The following is a 19,623-nucleotide window of genomic DNA, read 5'->3' on the forward strand; positions in this document are numbered from 1 at the left end:
CCGATAGCCATGGACGTTCGTGGTCCAGCGTCGCACGAGACTCGGGTGGAACTTTCTGGTGCGCTGATCGGCATCACCAGCTGCACCAACCGAGTGGTCGGCCGAGCCTCACGTCTTGTCGGTCCGCAGTCCGGGACGACAGCGCACCAATGGCTCGAGGGAGGGAACTGGTCGACGGGGTTCTCGTCGACCATGCAAGCGATCAGCACCACCACAGATCACGGTCGCGCGTTTGCCTGGGTGTTACGCGGTAAGGAAGACCACGGGGCATCGTTTGCGGCATTGTGTCGCGCATTCGTGGAAGTCGCTGGACGCGCGTGGTGGCTGCTCGACTCGAACGACTCCGCCCAACTTGAGCACCGTGCGGCAGCTATGCGGCTCAACGAGGTGAGACAGAAAGGCAGCAGTGGACTTACAGTACGGGTTCGCGATGGCGAATACGAAACCGTCAGCTACGACGAAGTGCTTCTCGACGCTGAGAGAGCACTGAGCCGGGCGAGCGTCGCAGGACGGAAAGAGAAGACGCCGGGCTACACAACGTTGGCGTGTCGCGTAATGTCCGCCGCTGGGATCGCCGATTCCGACGCCAAGTACTCCCATCTGTCTGCCGTATCGCACGGCGCGGGGTTCAGCGTTGGTGGGCTCGGCGCGCGAGCACCCCACGAAGCCGACGGGTTTACGCATTTCACGATCTCGCTGCCGATCGCGAACGCCCAGCAATATCTCCGGATCATGACTCGCGTACTCAATGTCGTAATGGAGAAGTTCATCTCGCTCGCGGGCGACCATGCTGAGCAAGCGCGCTGGCGCTACGCATACGTGATTGCCCACAACCGGATCGTCAATGAGTTCGATGCCTTGTCCGGGGGTAGCGAAAGCCCTGCTGGCTGACATCCACCGGTGCAGATCGCTGGCACGCACAGGTCGGGCCCTCTCCTTGCAGGAATTGTCGGCAGCGACTCATATGTTGGGTACATGCCTGACGTCCCCGAAGCAGCCCTCGCCGACTGGATCCGCGCCTGCGTTTCAAGCCTGCGCGATGCGGACGGCTTCACCGTCGACTCAGGCCATGCCGACGAGTTTTTGCTTCTCTACGGGCTGATCGCACGCACGTTTCGTTACAGTAACGCGTACCTCACGCTCGTGGACGCTGGGATGGAAGGCGAGGCGGTGCCGCTGGCGCGCGCAGCACTTGAGCACGCCATCACGCTGCAGTGGGTCTTCGTCATCGATGGCGGCGTGAAGAAGTACCGAAACTCCGTCGCGCACGACCGAGTCGAGCACTATAGAAAGCTCGCCGAATGGCTGGATAACGACGAGCTCCGCAAAGCCATGACCGAGCTCGATCCGATCCCCGGGGGTAGCCAGCTCGGCAAGTTCATCGCTATGGTTCGAGACCTCGACGAGGGGAGTTTCCTTGAGACGAGTTACCACGTGCTATCTCAGCACGTCCATGTCACACACAGCGCTGTGACGTCTTTCCTGCAGCCCGGCGAAAGCGAGCTGCGGGTCCTGTACGAGCAGGAGTACGCGTACCGATACCAGGCCACCTACGCCTGCGCGGTCGCATGCATGCTCGCCCGTTGGGTACTCGCGCGTCTCACGGATGACAAGGCGCTGCTGAACGAACTGGACCGCGTTTCCGACGAACTCCAATTGCCGATGGAACTCGCCCAGTATGTCCGCCCGCCGCGCAGACGACGCGCCGGACTCTGACTCTCAAAACATGAAAGAGGCGGAGGCTAAGCCAGCCGAGAGAGCGTGGTCCTCAGTGTCAGGCAGTCGCCGCCAGGTGAATGAAGGTGAGGGGAGTTGGCTCAGGCCACTCCCCGGTGAGTTCGTTCGGGTCCACCGGCATGACACGAGTGCCTCCACCTCCGCCAACCGTTCGACGAGCACCATCGCCCAGACGACCGCTTCCCAGCAGTCGGAGTAGGTCGCCTGCCTACCGCACAGTTCGGAGACGCCTGCTGTCCGACCCCCATCGCCCGTTCACTGCTCGAAGCCGGCGGGTTCAGACCCGCGCTACACACTCAACTGCGATGAGCCCGTTTGACACCACAACGAGCACCTGCTGTTATGCATCGAAAAATGACGCTCCGATGCGCCCAGAAAACTCCTCGGGAAGACCCTCGTCTAGTAACAGCCATCCGGTCATCATCACAATATGCGTCTGGATCAAGTGGTGGGCCTCAAGGTCTGGATCCATCGGATCAGGAACACCACTCGACAGGTGCAGGTCGTCGAATGTCGGCGCGTACTTGCCCGCTAGATTTGCAGAGGCGTGCGCGAATGCTGTCTCGCCGAGCCACATCGAGTAGATGGACCAGGGCTCGATCTCGGTCGAACCAATCGCCGCGTTTAGCCGCGTTGCCTGCTGATGGATCGCACCGCTCGTAACATCGTCGAGATCAAAAGCATCCATCTCTGTCGGATCGAAGTCAGCTTCGTGTCCTGCGTCACGCAGATAGTCCAGCAACCGATTCGTGCCTTGCCGATCTTTGGCAAGCATGGTGTCCACAGCCTTACGACGATCCCCGGCGGGCAGCCCCTGTAGCCAATGCAGACGGAGAGCGATTTCCAGCACAAGCCGCCGGTTGGGGGCCGCGGCAGATAGCAGGTCGGCAGTCGCAAGCGTGGCGATGGCTTTCCCCTGCGCGAAGGCCGCGCGACACAGTCCAACAACCACTTGCGCTGTGCGATTGCGAAACTCCACGTCGCTGAGGTCCACGCTCAGCACCGCTTCTGCCGATCGCGACACCTTCTCGGCGTTGATGATCCGAGCTGAACGGTTGCGCTGAATCCGTCGATTCTTCTTCACTCGGCTACCACTCATGCACTGAGGTTATCTGCGTTGTCGGACACTGTGGAGGGATCGACTGGCCGTTGATCTGCTGCTCGCCGAATCTCCTTATACACACCCACGGCTGCACATGTCGTCCGGATTGCGGACTACTCAAGCGACAACGTCCTCGCGGTCCACAAGGCGTGGAACGGACTAGCCCTATGCTCAGGATCAGCGCATTCAGCAGGCTCGACCTAAGGAGAATCGATGGAGTGGTCGGAAGTTGAAATTAGGGGCGCGCGTCTACGCCGCAATGAGATGCAGCTGCTGCGTATGGCTCTGGCGGCGCTATCGACGAACAACGAGCAATCCGGCCTGTACGGGATGCTCAATGAATACGTGGCGGAACTCAGCTCGCGGTCCGCTGACTTCGTTAATGTTCTTGAGGCGATCGCGTACACAGCAGCGCAAACCTATTTGCCGAGCGAGGTCGGCAAATGGCTCGAGGGGCGTCGCAACGCTCCTGAGCATGACATCGTATTCATGCTCATTAGATGGGCGATAGATGCACTAGACCGCCCTGAGGGCTCGCCCGACCGCGAGCTTCCTGTGCAGGCGATTCGCAATCAAGCTGCCGAGATTGTGGAAAGTCGAACGGAGAAGGTCATACTGACCGACCTCGTGCTCGCAACCGCCTTCATGGCCGATACGGTGAAGCTCCAAGAGCTACTCAGTGCAAAGGAAGCATTCGCCCAAGAACGACTGGGCGGCAACTCCATCACCTGGCGAGCTGGACCCGCGTAGTGCACGACGCTTGGCACACTGCTGAATTTCCCTGTTGTACGGTCGCATTATGACTCCCATGCCGCCCGAGATCCTCGATACTTCGAGACGAAAGATCGGCAAGTTCATGCGGCGAGCCACGCCTGACCTCGGCGAGCCGATCCTCGCGCTACGGGATGCCGGCGGCGCAATCCCGATATTCGAGCTCCAGTGGGAACGCACCGCTGGCGACGATTGGCGGCTCACGGGGGCAAACGAGCCCGAACTCAGCAAACGGATGGTCGACTCCACGATCGTCGAATGCAGAGTGTTCTTCACCGAGGGGGAAGACTGCTATCTCCCTGGCATCGTTTCCGCGCTCCGTGCCCTCGTCGGTCCAGAGCTGGCGGCAGCACGGCGTCCCTTGAAAGAGCATGTTGCACAAGTTGTGAGTGGGTCCCGAATCGGGGCTTCGGGACCAGTATTCAATTCTGGCCGGCTCGAGATGGACAACGGGTTGGGACCCGGCCTTCTTCTCGGAAGTGACCTCATGGCCATGGATTACATCTACGGCGTGGCACTGCACGAAGATGATGATCGCCTGGCACGGCTCGCAAACGTTCCTCTTGCGTCCGCACTCAAAGCCGTGGTCTACCACTTCAATGATCTGCTTCACGTCATCGCGAACGTTCGAGCTCAGATTGAGAACGACATCGCGAAGGGACACTTCCAACTGACGCCCTCGGTCTAGCAGTATCCAACGCGCGCTAACGGCTCCGAAGATCTGGCGGGTCTTCCGGGATTAGCTGCTCAATCGCTAGTTCGAGAACCTGCGATAACGCCAACAGCGTCCTCAACGTCGGGTTGGCTGCGCTTCCGGGCCTCGATTCGCCCTTCTCATACTTCTGGTACGTGTAGCGCGTCAGCCCGGCTCGGTACGCGACCTGCTCCTGGCTGAGCCCCGCGTTCTCGCGCGCTCGGCGGAGCGAAGTTGCCAAGCGTTGAGCATAGACAGCCCACTCATCATCACTGCTGTCATTCTGGCGGGCCACATCTTCAGCGTCGCGAGCCAGTCGCGTTCGTATGGCCTAATCCGTATGGCATAATTCGGGAGGCCATACGAAACAATCAACGCCTTCGCCGGACTCATCCGCCTCTCCTTGCACGTGTGCTGCCCAGCCCGATGACTGCCGGTCGCATCTTGGGCGAGGCCCGTGCAGCGACCGTGATTGTGACAGAGGCAATGACACTTGAGTTGTACCCAATCTGGTGGCGCGGCATCGACACCCCGCCACCTGCCGAGTGGACGTATATGTTCGAGTGCTTCACCGGCGAGGACACCGCAGAGGATTGGGCACTGGCAGCTGCGATCTTCATCGCACGGACCCGACACCGCACTGCACTCGGACCAACCTTTGCTGAGCTCTTCATACATCTTCTCCCCGAGGACCACGGCCTGCCGGGTCCGTTCCCCGTCGGCCTGGAGTACATCGAACGCTGGCGAGCAGTCTCCGGCTTTCGTGGTCACGTATCCATCGAATGGCGCCGCCGCGGTCTGATCAGCTTCGACAAAGGCGTGACACGGAGCCTGCGCGTCGGACGCGTGTTTCGTGAACGCTCGAGGGACAGGCAACGCACTCGACCGGTTGGCGCGCGACTTGATTCCAAGACGTCGGATACCAGTGATAGGAACGAATCACAGACCCAGGAGACGCAAGGAGTGACGTGCTCGGATACAGCGTGACAGTCAGTCAAATTCACGGCGAGATCCGCGAAGTTGACTTCGCACGCGTGCACGAGATTCCCTACCCCGACAGCGTCGATTCGATAAAGGGATTCATGCGGGAACCCGGGGTGCACGTGTCCTCTCGCACGCGCATCGACGCCATCCTCGACTGTGTCGAAAGCGGTGCCGCCCGACTCGTCCACGACGGCGGATACCCGTACCTGATCTATGCGCGCGGCGGTGACATCGTCACAGCGTTCGCCCGCGAACTCGGCGACACCGCAACTGAGCTGGAAGAAAACGAGTGGTACATGGTTGAAGCGTGGGACCAGAGCTGATGACAACTGCCTACCCTCCCGAGATCCAACGCATTGTCGACCGCGTCGCCCCGGGCTGGCCAGAAGAGCTTGAGGTGCGAACAGGCTGGTATCCGCTGCTCGCTCGGCTCGATGAGCGACTCGCTGCAAACGCACCGAACTACGTTCTCCAGCAGTGCAAGTCGAAGTTCGGTGCGCTCTGCTTTTACGCGGAGCCGTCGGACGAGCCGTGGAGCTACGACGAAGCCTTCAACGAGGCCATCCGCGCGGCTGAGTGGGAGAGCGTGGAGAGGTGTGAGGAGTGCGGAGCAGCAACAGCCCTGCAATACGTGTTCAGCCTTTGGGTGTCGACGCTGTGCGCTGAGCATGCCGCGGCCGTATCTCCATCGGTCGACGAAAGCTCTCGTAAGCCCGAATAATGGCTTCTTCGGAACCAGCATGACCCGATAGTCTCGGACATATCCGGAAAGATCCGGTTCCATCCGCTTTTGAGGTAACCGCATGCCTGAACCGTGGCTCTCAGCCGACGACATCGCTGACTACTTAGGTGTAACCAAGGACACGATCTACGCCTGGATCACTGACAAGGGGATGCCAGCGCACAAGGTGGGTCGCCTCTGGAAGTTTCAGACGAGCGAGGTTGACAGTTGGGTTCGTCAAGGCAGCACCGCATCGGGAGATGACACGTGACACGCGAACCTCTGAGCGAACGCTCGTGGCCCCGGAAGGAAGTCGAATGAGCAACTTGAGTCTGATGCCACTGCGCGCCGCCTGCGTGCCGCGAGAAGACGTCCTTCAAGGCGGCCTCGCCGATAACCACTTCGCTGCGCAGCTCGACAAAGTCCTGCGCGACCCTGAGCGTTACCCGGTGTACGGCGACCCCGAGGCCTTCTTCGCTCAGACGTATCCGACCTCGGGGTTGAAGACTTTGCTGAGCAAGACCTTCGGTCGAATTACCGGAGCGAAAGGGGTCGCGGGCGAGAGCGGCGTCTTGCGACCGACTACGTCCTTTGGCGGCGGCAAGACCCACGGCCTCACGGCGGTTTACCATCTCGCCGGTGGGGCCCGCCCGTCCAACATCGCCGAGTTCATCGACCCCAATCTGCTGCCGGACGGCCCCGTCCAAGTTGCCGCGCTCGTTGGTGACGCTCTCGATCCCACGGCGGGGGTCGAGACCGACGGGCACCGCACATACACTCTGTGGGGCGAGATGGCCGCGCAGATCAGCGACGACGCGTTTGAGGCAATGGCAGCCAACGACGTCGAGCGCACAGCGCCGGGAACCGGAACCATCCGGGCAGCGTTCGCGGGCAAGCCAACGATCATCATTGTGGACGAGATCGCCAAGTACCTGCGTGCAGTATCGTCCTCGGGCAGCGAAGATGTACGCCGCATGGCCCGCGCGATCCCGGTGTTTCTTGGGAACTTGTTCGAGGTCGCATCCGACCCGACTAACAACGTCTCCGTCATCATCACCCTGGCGGCGACAACCAACGCGTTCGGTGCCGAGACCACCGAGATAAGCGACCTGACGGGCGACGAGAAAGAGCGGGCTGATGCCGCGAACGCCGCCTCGGTCAAGGCCGCTGAGGAGACTGGCGACGTGCTAACCCGCGCCGTCCAACCATCCGCTGTGATCCGTCCAGCCGACGACAACGAGATCGGCGAAATCCTCAAGAAGCGCCTCTTCGCCTCGGTCGATGAGAGCGCTGCGAAGGCGGCGGGTGACGCCTACCGCGACCTGTACGAGACTCTCGGCAAGACCGAGCAACTGGCCGGTGGCGCAGAGCACCCTGCGACATACGGCGAGTTGGTCACCAAGACCTATCCGTTCCACCCCGAGCTTGTGCGCGTCCTCGATAAGCGCCTGGGGAACATCACGCAATTCCAGCGGGCGCGTGGCGCCTTGAAGTTGCTGGCGGAGGTCGTGGCTCATGTCTACGCCACAAATGATGACACCGCGATCCTTAATGTGGGTGACATTGACTATGACAACGCTCCGGTACTGAACCACCTCACCGATGGCATTGGACGGGCCGAGTATGCCTCCGTTGCTGAGGGGGACTTCGCAGGACAGCAGTCGCACGCCGCAGCCGTCGACGCTGACGTGTTCCCCGGCAAACCTGCCTACGCGACCCGAGTTGCACGCACCGTGTTTACACATTCCTTGGAGATGGTTGCAACTGCCGGCGCCGGGCGCAATGACTGGGTTGTCGGCACGCTTCGTCCCGGCGAGGACGCCACCATATTTGAAAAGGCGCTCACAGAGTCAGAGAAGGTGTTCTGGCACCTGTCATTCGACGGGGGACGGTGGCGGTTCAACATCGAGCCAAATGTCAACGCGATCATCGAGACCGAGAAACGAAACATCGCGAACACAGCTGTCGCCGCAAGGGTGGACTCTCTGATCCGCAGTGCATTTGCCAACGATGGCGGCGCAAGAGCGATCCATTTTCCGTCTGGACCTGCCGAAGTACATGACGAGGCGAACCTGCGCGTGGTCGTTCTCGACTACAACGTCGTTGCAGTTACACAAAAGGGCGCAGATCAACCACCAGCGGTCGTAATCGAAATGCTGGACAAGGTGGGCTCGGTCGGCACTCCACGCAAGTATCGCAACGCGGTGGTGTTCGCGGTTCCCGACAGAGAGCAGATCGAAGTCCTGAAGGACCGGGCACGAGCGTTGATCGCCTCGAGTAACCTCGCCAGCGACACAGCTCGGCTCGCGCAATTCGGCGACGAAGTACGCAAGAAGGTCGAGGGCTACAACAAGGAAGCCACCCTCAGCGCTCGGATCGCAGTGACTCGTTGCTATAAGCACATCTACTTCCCTTCCGGCGACAAGGCCGCCGGGTATCTGCGTCACCGCGAACTGCCAGCCCAGGCGCAAGGTGACACGAAGAACGCCACCTCAGCGGTGCTGAGCTTGCTGGAAGACGAAGACAAGATTCGCAGCAGCGCGTTCACCGCTTCCTATCTTCGATCGAAGACGTGGCACACCGTGAACTCGTCCACGACTCGCTCCATCGCCGACTATTTCTGGACTGACCACACGATCCAGATCGTCCGCAATCCAAACCTGATTCGTGAAGCCATCGTCAACGGGGTCAAGAACGAAAACTGGGTCTACTACGACGCGGGCACCGGCAAGACCTACACGGCGAGCACAATGCTGGGTTCTCCCCGGAGATGAAACCCGACGCCGAGGTGATGACCACCACGGAAGCGCAGGCACGCGGCCTGCTAGTCCGCAAGCCCACCCAGACTGATCTACGCGCCGTGCTCACCAACGATGACCTCACCGGGGGCGACATTCGTTCTCGACTCGAAGCCCAATGCGGCGGCGAACCAACAAAGACCGATGTCCTCGAACTTCTTGCTACCGCGGTCCAATCCAGCGACTACAAGTGGTTCGTTGTTCTTGACATGGCTCCGGCACCAGGGGTCCGGGCGCTGTCGCCGTCAGCGATCAAAGACAAGGGCTTGGACGGACTGCGCATTCTCACTCGTGAGGCCGCAGACGCGCAAGGTATTGAGGTCCCCACTCGTATCCCGAACTCAAAGACTTTCAGCGCATCCGGCCCCGGAGGCGCTGCGATGCAGAGCCTCATCGACCAGATTTCCGACTTCAGCGTCCCGACTGTGAGCACGATGACGTTGAAGGTCAGCGCAGACGAAGCGTCCGGCACCAGCGACATAGACCTTGCCATCGCGTCACTCGGCATGTTGCAAAAACAGAACATTAGTGTGCGTGCAACCATCCGAGCCGAGTACAAGGGCGTCGCAGGCGGCATCCAGTTCCAAGGCACCGCCGACCGCCAGGACTTCCAATCCGCTTACAATCACGCGAAGAAGGCCCTTGGTGGAGCAACCAAGGTGGCTGGTGAGGTCACTCTGACGTTCACTTTCGCGCCAGCCTTGGACATCACCGACACGCAGTTCGGTCAGATCCACACAGTCATCAAGAACCTTGCGCTGAAGAACACGACCATGACAGCGGAGGTGGCCAAGTGAGCGCTGTCAAGCGCGTCCGTCCGGCCAGGCATCTCGCGCTGGTCGAGGGTGTCAGAGGGTTCAGGCTGATCGTAACTGCCGGCCGCGGTGAGACCTTCGGTGTGACCCTGGAGGAGACCTACGGAGAGAGCGGCGGGGCCATTGCTGCGCCCGTGACCACGACCACTCCGGTTCAGACCGGGCGCGTGGTTGATGCTGTGTTTGTGGCGATTCGTAATGCAGGACACCAGCCGAGCGTGTTGGCGTTCAAGCGGAAGGCTCCCGTTCATCTCGGAGAAGCCGAGGGAGTCAGACTGGCGCTCGTCATGATCGCAACCCAGCCCATCGCCAAGCATGAGCGCGTCCGTGCACTCGTCGCTGGCATCAACGCCATGAGCGTTGAGGAAACGTACTACTGGTACGCGAAGTGCATGGGCCTTGATGGCAACCGCGCACGCAAAGCACTCCGTATCCTCCTTTCCGATCACTGAAGGACCCACCGTGACCACTCCAAGACCCCGCGTCCTAATCGAGGACTGGCTCCCCGTCGCAGAACTCGGCATCGAGTCAAGGCGGGAGAGGGCAGCAGCAAATGCCATTCCTCCCCTTAACTCGCTGCACATCTGGTGGGCGCGACGCCCTGTTGTCGCCTCAGCAGCTGTTGTGTTGGCAGGGTTGCTACCAGAGTGGTCGCCAGAGCTTAACGAGACATTCGCAGATGCCGATGAACTGCGCGATAGCCAGTCTTACAGGGCGTGGCTGCTGCGTCTGATCGGCATCTGGGGGGACCCAGTACGCGCGCGGCGTGTCCTCGACGCGGCGAACGCAGCCGGCGTGAAGTTGAAAGATAACGGATACGGATACAAACAGGCCTACAAGAACCCCATCAGTCGTAATGACATCATCTTGCTTCATCGAGTGCTGGTACACACTTGGGGCGAACTCCCCATCGTTGCGGACTTTACAGCAGGCGGCGGCTCGATTCCCTGGTCGTCGGTGCGCTACGGGCTGCCTACGTTAGCGAACGATCTGAATGGAATTGCGGCAGCCGTACTCCGAGCAGGGGTTGAGGTTCCAGCAAGGCACGGGGCCTCACTTCTTGATCCCATCAAGCAGTGGGGACGGGTTCTCTGTTCTCGTGTTGAAGCGCGCCTCCGGCCGCACTTTCCGATGGTTGGCGGCGAGAGCGTGGTGGCTTATATCTGGGCAAACGCGGTTGCCTGCCCCAGGACTGGCCGCCTCGTCCCTTTGATGCCTGACAAATGGCTCCGAAAGACTGCGGGAAAGGAAGTCGCTGTCCGCCTCATTACAAACGTCGACGGTGTTGAACTCACCGAGCCACGTTTTGAGGTCGTTGAAGCGGGTTCTGTAGACAAGGCAGATGCAGCCAGGGGATATGTGGCGGGGGGCAAGGGAGTTTCGCCCTACGACAACTTGGTGATCGACTCTGGGTACATCAAAGCAGAAGCCCAGGCCGGTCGAATGTCCCAGGTGATGTACGCAGTCTCCGTGAAGACTTCGAGTGGGAAGCGGGAATTCCGTTCCCCTACGGACGATGACTTGGCCGCTTTGAGAAGTGCATCTGACGAGCTCAAAGGCCTGAAGGCTGGATGGCTTGCGGCCGGAGTCCTCCCCGCTGAAGAAGTCGACCCAGGCTTGAAAACCCAGGAGCCCCTTCGATTTGGAATGACTAGTTGGCAGGACTTTTTCACTGATCGCCAGCTACTTGTTCACGGCGTGTTTGGCGAGGAGTTTGCTGCTCTCATTCCAGAGGTGCGCGCTGCAATGCCTGATAAGGCAGATGACGTTCTGTTCGAGCTTGCGCTCATGCAGGGCAAAGCCCTGAACTACAACTCCCGCCTGACATCTTGGCACGTGACCCGCCAAGTGATGCGAAGTGTGTTCGATTCTCACAATCTCGCCTTCAAATGGACGTTTGCGGAATTTGAAGGTGCTCGTGCGCTCTACTCCTGGTGTCTGGATCAACTCGTGTATGCCTATGGCGGTATCGCCACGTTGCTAGACGAGACTGGCGCAGCAGATATCGCGGGCGACCAAGCGGTCGAGCGTCAGGTGACGGTGACTCAAGGAGGCGCAGCCGCCCTTCCATACGAGGCGAATACTGTCGCGCACATCTGCATGGACCCCCCGTACTACGACAACGTGATGTACGCAGAACTCGCCGACTACTTCTACGTGTGGGAGAAGCGGACGCTTGGACGTCTGGTTCCTGAGTACTTCCAGGACCCCTTGTCCGATAAGGATAATGAGGCTGTTGCGAACCCGGCGCGGTTTGCCTCAATGGGGCGGCGCAAGTCCGAGCTCGCAGACTTGGACTATGAATCAAAGATGACCGCGATCTTTGCCGAGTCACGCAGGGTGCTCAGAGACGACGGCGTTCTGTCTGTCATGTTCACCCACAAGCGGGCGGAAGCGTGGAACACGCTGGGAATGAGCCTTCTGCAAGCCGGATTCACCATCGAAACGTCATGGCCGGTGAATACGGAAGCCGAGTATTCACTCCATCAGGCCAATATGAACTCCGCAGCCTCCACCATCATGCTCGTTTGCCGGAAACGCGAGCAGCGGCCGGACGACGACAAGGTCTATCTCGATGACATCGAGCAGGACATTCGCCAGGCAGCTCGTAACGCTGCCACTCGGTTTCAGCATGACGGGATCGAAGGAGTGGACCTACTTCTGTCAACGTACGGACCCACACTGTCGGTAATTTCGCAGACTGGCCCGTCTATTCGTCCACTCCTGATGCTGAGGGGAGGGACGAGCTGCTGCGCCCCGAAGATGCGTTGACTCTGGCACGGGAGGAGATCGTGGACCTCCGTCGATCGCGGCTCGTCGGAAAGGCCGCGAAGGTGGACTCGCTCACCGACTTCGTTCTGCTCGCCTGGGATACGTTCGGAGCTCGGGAGTTCCCGTTCGACACCGCACGATTGCTGGCCCTCGCCGTGGGCGGCCTCGACATCGACGCCATAGAGAGAGCCAAGATCTTGTCAAAGACGGCTGGCAAGGTAAGGCTATTGGAGCCCAAGGAACGCCTGCGTCGCGGAGCCGACTCAGATCTGCCAGGTGTCACCCCAGAGGCCATCTCCTTCGATTATATGATCGACGCGGTGGACACCGCCCTATACATCGCCGAGGTTGACGGTCAGCAAGCGGCTAAGCGGTTCCTTGACCTCCATGGATACACCAGCAAGGGCGGTTTTATTTCTACGCTGCAGGGCTTGGTCAACGCGATCCCGCGCACCAAGGTCAAGGGCACATGGGTAGTGCCCGAGGCAGGGCTCCTCGACACGCTATGCACTCTCTACTTTGATGACATCGCACTCCCCGAAGCGGTTGAGATGGCAGCAGTTGTGGCCCCGAACGAGAATGCACTGTTCGAGTTGGAGTGACATGACTCAAGATGACGGCGAGGCCCTATTGCCCGATTCCCCGGCGCCTCCGATACAAACGCCCCTACTCACATTCGACTCGGTATCGTCACCTGACTCCTTCCAGACTGTTGTTGTAAAGGCGACCTACTCGCCGGATGACCGACCATTCGAGACGTTTTATGTGCCGTTGCTGTCACGGGCATCGACGTACGATCGTGCGGTCGGCTATTGGTCGGCCGCTGAACTCCAATACGCCGCACAGGGCACAGCGCATTTCATTGCCAACGGCGGTCGGATGCGTCTGATCGTCGGGGCGCAACTCGCCCAGCGGGACGTGGACGCTGTCATCGGCGGCAGACCTCTCGAGGACGTGGTGGCTGAACGACTCCTCGCCGACCCGGATATTGAAGGGACGAGGATCGTTCAGAGCGAACATCTGAGCGTGCTGGCATGGATGGTTGCCACCGAACGACTTGAGATTCGTGTCGGCATTCCGAAAGCCGAGGACGGTCGACTACTGACACATCGGCAGTCAGGCCGGTACTTCCACACCAAGTACGGCATATTTTCTGACCGTTATGGCAATCGGGTTGCCTTCAACGGTTCGAACAACTCCTCCGTGACTGCGTGGTCGCGGAACCACGAGACTTTCGATGCCTATCCGTCATGGAACGTCCCCATCTGGGACTATCTGGGTGCCAACAAGGTACTCGACTTCAGGATGCATTGGAACGGCAACGCCGATGCAGGCTGGGCCGTCATCGACTTGCCATCGGCAGTCCGGCAGCACCTCATCGAGCACGCGCCCGAAGCCCCACCACTGCCGCCCGGATCCATCCTGCGACCTCCAGAACCACCGCTCGACGACATAGTCGACTTCGATGCCGAGGTCGCGTGGGATGAACTCACGGCGCTCCGCGATGCTCCTACCGAGTCCGCGTGGACGGGGGTCGGGTCAGCGTGGGCGCAGCCACTTCCGCACCAGGCCGAACTGATCAATCGCGTAGTGTCCACCTATCCGCGGAGCTACCTGTTCGCCGACGAAGTTGGTCTCGGTAAAACTATTGAAGCAGGCATGGTCCTTCGCGAGCTTTTCACCTCGGGGCGCGCACAGAAGGCCCTGCTTCTGGTGCCAGCCTCGGTCATGAAGCAGTGGCAAGAAGAACTCCACGAGAAGATGAACCTGGACGCCGCCCGATTCGACAAAGGCGGCTTCGTGGATCGTTTCGACCAGCCGATCCCCACTGCCCCAAACTCGAACCCGTGGTCGGCCTTTCCCATCGTGCTCGCCTCATCCCACCTTGCTCGCCGGCGCGACCGTCGCAGGCAGATACTCGATGCGGGACCGTGGGACGTGGTGCTGGTTGACGAAGCACACCATGCTCGCCGCCGAGGATCGAAGCCGACTGACACTCCGAACTCGTTGCTGGGACTGCTGCAGGACATGCGCGACAAGGAGATGTGGCGGGCGCTCTACCTCGCCACCGCCACCCCAATGCAGATGCACCCGCACGAGGCGTGGGACCTGATCTCGCTGCTAGGCCTAAAAGGTCGCTGGGGAGAAAGCGCCGAGAACTTCATCCGCTTCTTCAAACTGCTGTCCATCGACCCGTTGCACCGGCATTGGGAATTGTTGTGCTCGATGCTGGAGGATTACTTCTCCGACCCTCAGGCCGAGCGCGATGCTGACCTTGAGAAGCAGGTCGATGACGCTTTGGGGTGGACCAGCGCCTACGTAGTCACTGCGTTGGCTGGCAACCCGCCCAGTGCAGATCTGAAAGCCAAATTCCCGAACGAGACATCGGAATGGATGGACAAATGGCTTCGTCGCCACACGCCGATGCGAGATCGGGTCTTCCGCAACACACGTAAGACGATGCGTGCCTATCAGGCGGCCGGGATCATCTCTGACGATGTAGTCATCCCTCACCGCCATGTCCGGGACGAGTTCATCCCGCTGGCGCCCAACGAACGTCGCCTGTACGAGCGCATCGAGGAATACATCCGTCGTCATTACAACGCATACATGGCCGACCAAGGCGGCCAGGCGCTTGGCTTCGTCATGACCATCTATCGGCGTCGCCTGACTTCGTCGTTCGAGGCGATCAAGCGGTCACTCCGCCGCCGCCTGAGAGTGTTGGAGGACGGCAGAAACCTGGCGGAGTTACTCACCGAGGATGACAACGTAGACATCGAGGAGTCTCTGTTTGAGCCCGAAGCATTCGACACCAGAGCCGATCGCCTACGCGATGAAATCGCCGAGCTGAAGTCATTCGTCCAAGACCTCGACGGCATCACGGGCGAGGATAGCAAGGCAAGCCACCTGGTGGACGACGTGACCAAAGCGCTGGCCAGGTACTCATCCGTAGTGGTTTTCACACAGTATGCCGACACGATGGACTACGTACGTGAGCGGCTTCTTGCAGCGGGATACCGCCGGCTTGGCTGTTACTCCGGGCGAGGCGGTGAGGTCTACGACGCGGACGCAGGAACCTGGACCGAGGTCACCAAGTCAGAGATCAAGACCAAGTTCCGCAGCGGCGAACTGGAGGTCCTCATCGGCACAGACTCAATGAGCGAGGGCCTGAATCTGCAAACCTCTGGTCGCCTTATCAACTACGACATGCCGTGGAACCTCATGCGTGTAGAGCAGCGGATCGGGCGCGTAGATCGTATCGGCGCTTCCTATAAGGACATCCGCATCAGTAACTACTTCTACGCCGACACAGTTGAGGAGCAGGTCTATAAGGGCATCGCTGAGGACTACAGCGACTTCACCGATATTGTTGGCGACGCTGCCCCCGTGCTCGCCAACATCGAAAAGGCCATTGAGCGCCTGGCATTGAGCGGTCATGTGACCCCCGCCCTTATCGACTCCGAAGTCGGTGAGATTCGACAGCAGGTCGAGGACATCAAAGGCGAGCCAGTAGGCAACGACGATATCGGCACACCCGTCGATATCGGGCGGATCAAGGAGCCGCCATCGCTGGTGGGCGCCTCGACCCCGGAATTACTGGAACGAGTGCTCACAGCCAACGTGCTCACACGCGGGGCCTTCAAGCCTGACGATGGTCGCCCAAATGTGTATTGGCTGACGACTTCGGCGGGGACCTCGTCCAGGCTGTCGTTCAGGAAGAGCGACGGCGTGCAGGACATCGATGAGTACTTCGCCCCGTCGTCGGTTGCCCCGCTACCGGTGACGTTCGACCGCGCGACCTGGGATGAGAGCGACGACGCAGCCCTCGTCTTCCTCACCTACGGGACCCCAGAGTTGGCCGCATTGCTACCGGCCATGGATATGCACAGCTAACGTTCCACCGGGGCAGTCGTCGCTCACGCTGGCATAGGGAGCCGCGACGAACTGTCTCGTGAGACACCCGACTTGCGCATAAAGGCCGTGTCAATCCAGCGCATCTGCGACATATCCGCTCGCAGCCTCTTGAGCTTGCCGGAGTCGTGATACCCATCCGTGAATCGCTGGCGCAACTCATCCAGGAACATGGGTCCGATGACCTTCATGATGTTGGTCTCAGTCGTGTAGTGCTCACCGAGCTCTCGGCGCGCAACCCGATCCTTCACTGATTGGAAGAGGCTGCCGAAAATGGCCGGCGAGATCGAGGACCAGTTGAACATCGCGGCCGAGATCAACCGCTCCCGCATCCCCGAATCGAACGACGGGATCGAGACCGTCTCCTCGAAGACACCACCATTCACGTACGGGAACCGTGCCATCAGCTCGTCAAGATTCGACTGTCGACGTGACGGCTCACGACCCATGACTTGGTACAGCAACGACAGCTGCGGCCCCAGATCTGAACCATCGGTAGCCGTTCGCGTCTCAAGAAATTCGAGGAAGAGATCTCGGTCCCACAGGCCAGCATCGTCGGCATACAGCGCGAAGAGAGTCCTCACCAGGAACACCGACGCCTCATGGTCGTCGTACCCCGCACCCTCGAGAGACTCGTACAACGAAGCCATCAGCCGTGCTGCCTTGATCGACGCTGATTCCTGCTCCTTCGATCCAAACTCTCGCTCGCCATACCCCGCAAGGAACGCCAGCTTGTCGGCGTAATCGCGCAGCTGCTTGAGTGTGAACTCGATCGGGGCTACATCGTTGTCGGCTCGGAGGTCAAGGAGCCGGAAGTTGTGGAAATCACTGGTGAGCACCCAGCGCGGGATCTCTGGATCGGGCAGGTCGTCAATGTAGTCGAGTGCCTGCTGCTCGGCCGCGACAAGATCCTTGCCAGCCGACTTCATTTCGATCAGCGCCAGACCCGGGATTAGAGCATCGATGTACCCGCGGGCGCCGGTCGAGGAACGCTTCACGCGCTTCTCATAGAACGCTGCTCGGCTCTGGGTGATCCCGTAGACACCGAGGAGATCCCTCACGAACGTCTGAGCCTGTTGCCGCTCCTCGCCGGGCTCATCCTGCCACGCGCGAGCAAACTGCGCAGCGCGCGTACGGATCTCATTCATCGATATCGACTTCGTCACAGATCAAAGCTATCCGCCGGAACGTTCCCCGCTATTGACAACACGATGATCGCCCCATACTGTTGCATATGTCAGATACACAACAATATAGGAGGTTGCATTATGCGTGTGCTCCCTGTCCAGCAGGACACCATCGACCTACTCGTGACGGCGATGCTCATCAGCAGCACCGACATCACCCAAGCCCCATCACTGTCTCCGATCATCACGCCCGGCCTCGCCCCCGCCGCAGTCCTCGCTGGCGCCGATCGCGTTGGTCAGCAGCTGTGGGATGAGAACTATGCAAGCGTGAGCGAGGCCAACAAGCGAGACATCCCCGCACCGCGGTACCAATGGCAGCCCGTCGCCGAGCTGCTCGGGGAGCGAATCGACATTGAGCAGATCCTGCAGATCGAACGCAGTCGGCTCTACCTCAGCGAAGTCTCTTGCCACCACACCGGGTGGGACGGCTCCGAAGCCAACGCACAGCTGGAACGGCTGCGCGAGGCAATCGCTGCGCGGCTGTACTTCCACCCGCATGAGGCCTCCCCGGAGCACGCCGGAGTGTACGAGTATGCAGGCCTCAGCCGCGCTGTTGACGAGTGGACTCGGGAGATCGGCTTCCGTTCGCTGCTCAGCGTCGAAGGTGCTCGTCAGACGCGAGAGGGCCGTGCATCATGAGCATCACGATCTCTCACTCTGCAGCGGATGGCTCTCTTGTCAGCGGCACCAGCCGTGGTGATGGGTCCGCAACGATCCTCAAGGCTGAGGGCTGGCGCTGGGGTCGCAGCATCGATACCTGGTTCCTTGCCCGTTCGCGTGACCGTGCGCCACAGCGAAGCACCATCGAACGCACCGCAGCGCAGCTGCGCGCCGCAGGCTTCACCGTCGAGATCTCGGTCGATGACACCTATCGGACAGCATCTGAGGTTGAAGCGGATACCCGCGAGAGACAGACCACGCGAGCAGCGCGCCTCAACGTCAGGGCTGCCACTCGAGTCGCACAGGCAGAAGCGGCGGATGCCGCGGCCGCACGTGCTCACGCAGCGCTGCCGCCGATGGGGGAACCGGTCAAGATCGGCCATCACAGCGAAGGTCGGCACCGCGCGGCGATCGCAAAATCTGATGCTGCGATGCGCAGGAGCATCGACGCCGACCAGGCCGCGAAGTACGCCGCCGAGCGAGCCAAGAACGCCAAGAATGCAACGGATCGCCGATATGCGCCGGCGCAGGTCGTACGCCGGATCGAGCGGCTCGAGTCGGAACTCGGCGCTTGGCGACGCAGGCGTGATGGGTCTTCGCGGCGTCTGTCTAACGGCATGCTCGATGTCACGGCTCCAGCGCAGGGAGACTACGCAGAACGAGTCCTCCGTGAGGTCGATCGGCTCACCGATGAGCTCGAATATTGGAACGGCATTCGTCAGCAGCAGATCGCTGACGGGCAAGTCGTCGAGTACTCCCGCGAGACGATCAAACTGGGTGACCTCATCCAGTTCTCGCACGTCTGGGGAAAGGTCGTGCGGGTCAACCTCAAGAGTGTCACCGCGGTGGGTGTGTACGGCAAGATGATCGCGCCGTATCCGCGCATCGATGGGCACCAGCCGCAGGGCGGAGGTGTGTGATGAGTATCACCATGCAGCGGAAGCGCACTGAGATCCCCGAAAACATCCTGATCCGCCTGCGGCGGCAGCTGATCGGACTCACCACAGTCCTGCTCGCAGTCGGTGCGGGATGGCTCGGGATCGTCATGAGGCCACACCTGGGAAAGATCTTCATGACTCTCCTAGCCGCGGCACTGGTGTGGCTGGTGATCGTCAGCGCGATCGACTTCTTCCGCGACCGCTAGGTGTACTTCCCCGTGAGGTTGTGAACGCGTTCTGAGGGGGTCTTGCCGCCGATGCCGGTGTGGGGTCTGTGGTGATTGTAGTGATGGAGCCAGGTCTCGTAGGCGGCGGCTCGCTCGGATTCGCTGGCGTAGGGTCTCGCATATGCCCACTCGACGGCGAGGGTCCGGTTGAATCGCTCGACTTTCCCGTTGGTCTGCGGCCGATACGGTCTGGTCCACTTGTGCTTGATGGTTTCGCCGAGCGCGGCAGCGAACGCGTGGGATCGGTAGCAGGCGCCGTTGTCGGTCATCACCGCGGTCACGGTCACGCCGAGGCTGGCGAAGAA

20 protein-coding genes are annotated in these 19,623 nt (G+C 60.6%); 16 read left to right on the forward strand and 4 right to left on the reverse strand.

Annotated features, from left to right (window positions below):
- The first annotated feature begins 9 nt into the window (after nt 1-9).
- Both DC31_RS12025 and DC31_RS12030 read left to right on the forward strand, forming a co-directional pair.
- On the forward strand, nt 10-891 hold the full coding sequence (locus DC31_RS12025; RefSeq protein WP_036280477.1) for a hypothetical protein: 882 nt from the start codon (nt 10-12) through the stop codon (nt 889-891).
- Nucleotides 892-975: 84 nt separating this feature from the next.
- Complete coding sequence (locus DC31_RS12030) at nt 976-1,716, forward strand: DUF5677 domain-containing protein (RefSeq protein WP_036280480.1); 741 nt, start codon at nt 976-978, stop codon at nt 1,714-1,716.
- A 361-nt stretch (nt 1,717-2,077) separates the two neighbouring features.
- Here the strand turns inward: DC31_RS12030 and DC31_RS12040 are convergent, their stop codons facing one another.
- Entirely contained in the window at nt 2,078-2,836 is a 759-nt protein-coding gene (locus tag DC31_RS12040; RefSeq protein ID WP_152545415.1) for a hypothetical protein, read from the reverse strand.
- 216 nt (nt 2,837-3,052) lie between these two features.
- Between DC31_RS12040 and DC31_RS12045 the strand changes: the two genes are divergently transcribed.
- Nucleotides 3,053-3,589, forward strand: a complete 537-nt coding sequence (locus DC31_RS12045) for a hypothetical protein (RefSeq protein ID WP_152545416.1) — start codon at nt 3,053-3,055, stop codon at nt 3,587-3,589.
- A gap of 49 nt (nt 3,590-3,638) precedes the next feature.
- Nucleotides 3,639-4,298, forward strand: a complete 660-nt coding sequence (locus tag DC31_RS12050; protein ID WP_152545417.1) for a hypothetical protein — start codon at nt 3,639-3,641, stop codon at nt 4,296-4,298.
- 16 nt (nt 4,299-4,314) lie between these two features.
- Here DC31_RS12050 and DC31_RS12055 read toward each other — a convergent pair whose 3' ends face one another.
- A complete protein-coding gene (locus tag DC31_RS12055; protein WP_235201483.1) occupies nt 4,315-4,545 on the reverse strand; it encodes a helix-turn-helix transcriptional regulator in 231 nt (76 codons plus the stop codon).
- Nucleotides 4,546-5,272: 727 nt separating this feature from the next.
- Here DC31_RS12055 and DC31_RS12065 point away from each other — a divergent pair.
- The 9 genes from DC31_RS12065 to DC31_RS12100 all read left to right on the forward strand — a co-directional run bounded on the left by DC31_RS12065 (nt 5,273) and on the right by DC31_RS12100 (nt 16,288).
- Nucleotides 5,273-5,611, forward strand: coding sequence for a hypothetical protein (locus DC31_RS12065; protein WP_036280499.1), 339 nt, complete (start codon nt 5,273-5,275; stop codon nt 5,609-5,611).
- On the forward strand, nt 5,611-6,009 hold the full coding sequence (locus tag DC31_RS12070) for a hypothetical protein (RefSeq protein ID WP_036280501.1): 399 nt from the start codon (nt 5,611-5,613) through the stop codon (nt 6,007-6,009). The genes DC31_RS12065 and DC31_RS12070 overlap by 1 nt, the downstream gene beginning before the upstream one ends.
- A gap of 82 nt (nt 6,010-6,091) precedes the next feature.
- Nucleotides 6,092-6,280, forward strand: a complete 189-nt coding sequence (locus tag DC31_RS12075; RefSeq protein WP_036280504.1) for a helix-turn-helix domain-containing protein — start codon at nt 6,092-6,094, stop codon at nt 6,278-6,280.
- 46 nt (nt 6,281-6,326) lie between these two features.
- Nucleotides 6,327-8,783: an ATP-binding protein gene (locus DC31_RS12080; RefSeq protein ID WP_036280506.1), complete on the forward strand. Its 2,457-nt coding sequence runs from the start codon at nt 6,327-6,329 to the stop codon at nt 8,781-8,783.
- A 17-nt stretch (nt 8,784-8,800) separates the two neighbouring features.
- Nucleotides 8,801-9,604 (forward strand): hypothetical protein, encoded by an 804-nt coding sequence (locus tag DC31_RS12085; protein ID WP_152545418.1) that lies wholly within the window; start codon nt 8,801-8,803, stop codon nt 9,602-9,604.
- The gene (locus DC31_RS17110; RefSeq protein WP_051606865.1) at nt 9,601-10,074 is read left to right on the forward strand and encodes a DUF7680 family protein; all 474 of its coding nucleotides are present in this window, start codon (nt 9,601-9,603) and stop codon (nt 10,072-10,074) included. The genes DC31_RS12085 and DC31_RS17110 overlap by 4 nt, the downstream gene beginning before the upstream one ends.
- Nucleotides 10,075-10,084: 10 nt before the next feature.
- Nucleotides 10,085-12,394 (forward strand): DUF1156 domain-containing protein, encoded by a 2,310-nt coding sequence (locus tag DC31_RS17120; RefSeq protein ID WP_160173230.1) that lies wholly within the window; start codon nt 10,085-10,087, stop codon nt 12,392-12,394.
- 62 nt (nt 12,395-12,456) lie between these two features.
- Nucleotides 12,457-12,996 carry a hypothetical protein gene (locus DC31_RS17125; RefSeq protein WP_152545419.1) on the forward strand — a complete coding sequence of 180 codons (540 nt, stop codon included), beginning with the start codon at nt 12,457-12,459 and terminating at the stop codon, nt 12,994-12,996.
- 1 nt (nt 12,997) lies between these two features.
- Nucleotides 12,998-16,288 (forward strand): DEAD/DEAH box helicase, encoded by a 3,291-nt coding sequence (locus tag DC31_RS12100; protein ID WP_036280511.1) that lies wholly within the window; start codon nt 12,998-13,000, stop codon nt 16,286-16,288.
- Between the two features lie 23 nt (nt 16,289-16,311).
- Here the strand turns inward: DC31_RS12100 and DC31_RS12105 are convergent, their stop codons facing one another.
- Nucleotides 16,312-17,472, reverse strand: coding sequence for a type IIL restriction-modification enzyme MmeI (locus tag DC31_RS12105; protein ID WP_200872927.1), 1,161 nt, complete (start codon nt 17,470-17,472; stop codon nt 16,312-16,314).
- 102 nt (nt 17,473-17,574) lie between these two features.
- Between DC31_RS12105 and DC31_RS12110 the strand changes: the two genes are divergently transcribed.
- From DC31_RS12110 to DC31_RS12120, 3 genes are read left to right on the forward strand one after another with little or no spacing between them, the layout of a single operon-like run.
- Nucleotides 17,575-18,132 carry a hypothetical protein gene (locus DC31_RS12110; protein WP_036280513.1) on the forward strand — a complete coding sequence of 186 codons (558 nt, stop codon included), beginning with the start codon at nt 17,575-17,577 and terminating at the stop codon, nt 18,130-18,132.
- Entirely contained in the window at nt 18,129-19,073 is a 945-nt protein-coding gene (locus DC31_RS12115; RefSeq protein ID WP_036280516.1) for a DUF3560 domain-containing protein, read from the forward strand. The genes DC31_RS12110 and DC31_RS12115 overlap by 4 nt, the downstream gene beginning before the upstream one ends.
- Nucleotides 19,073-19,297: a hypothetical protein gene (locus tag DC31_RS12120; RefSeq protein WP_036280518.1), complete on the forward strand. Its 225-nt coding sequence runs from the start codon at nt 19,073-19,075 to the stop codon at nt 19,295-19,297. Before DC31_RS12115 ends, DC31_RS12120 begins: the two co-directional genes overlap by 1 nt.
- On the opposite strand, the gene DC31_RS12125 is transcribed toward DC31_RS12120, so the two are convergent.
- The coding region (locus DC31_RS12125; protein WP_036280521.1) for an integrase core domain-containing protein at nt 19,294-19,623 on the reverse strand (330 nt) is incomplete at its 5' end. The two genes, DC31_RS12120 and DC31_RS12125, sit on opposite strands and share 4 nt — an antisense overlap.

The organism is Microbacterium sp. CH12i (assembly GCF_000685355.1).
Taxonomy (GTDB): Bacteria; Actinomycetota; Actinomycetes; order Actinomycetales; family Microbacteriaceae; genus Microbacterium.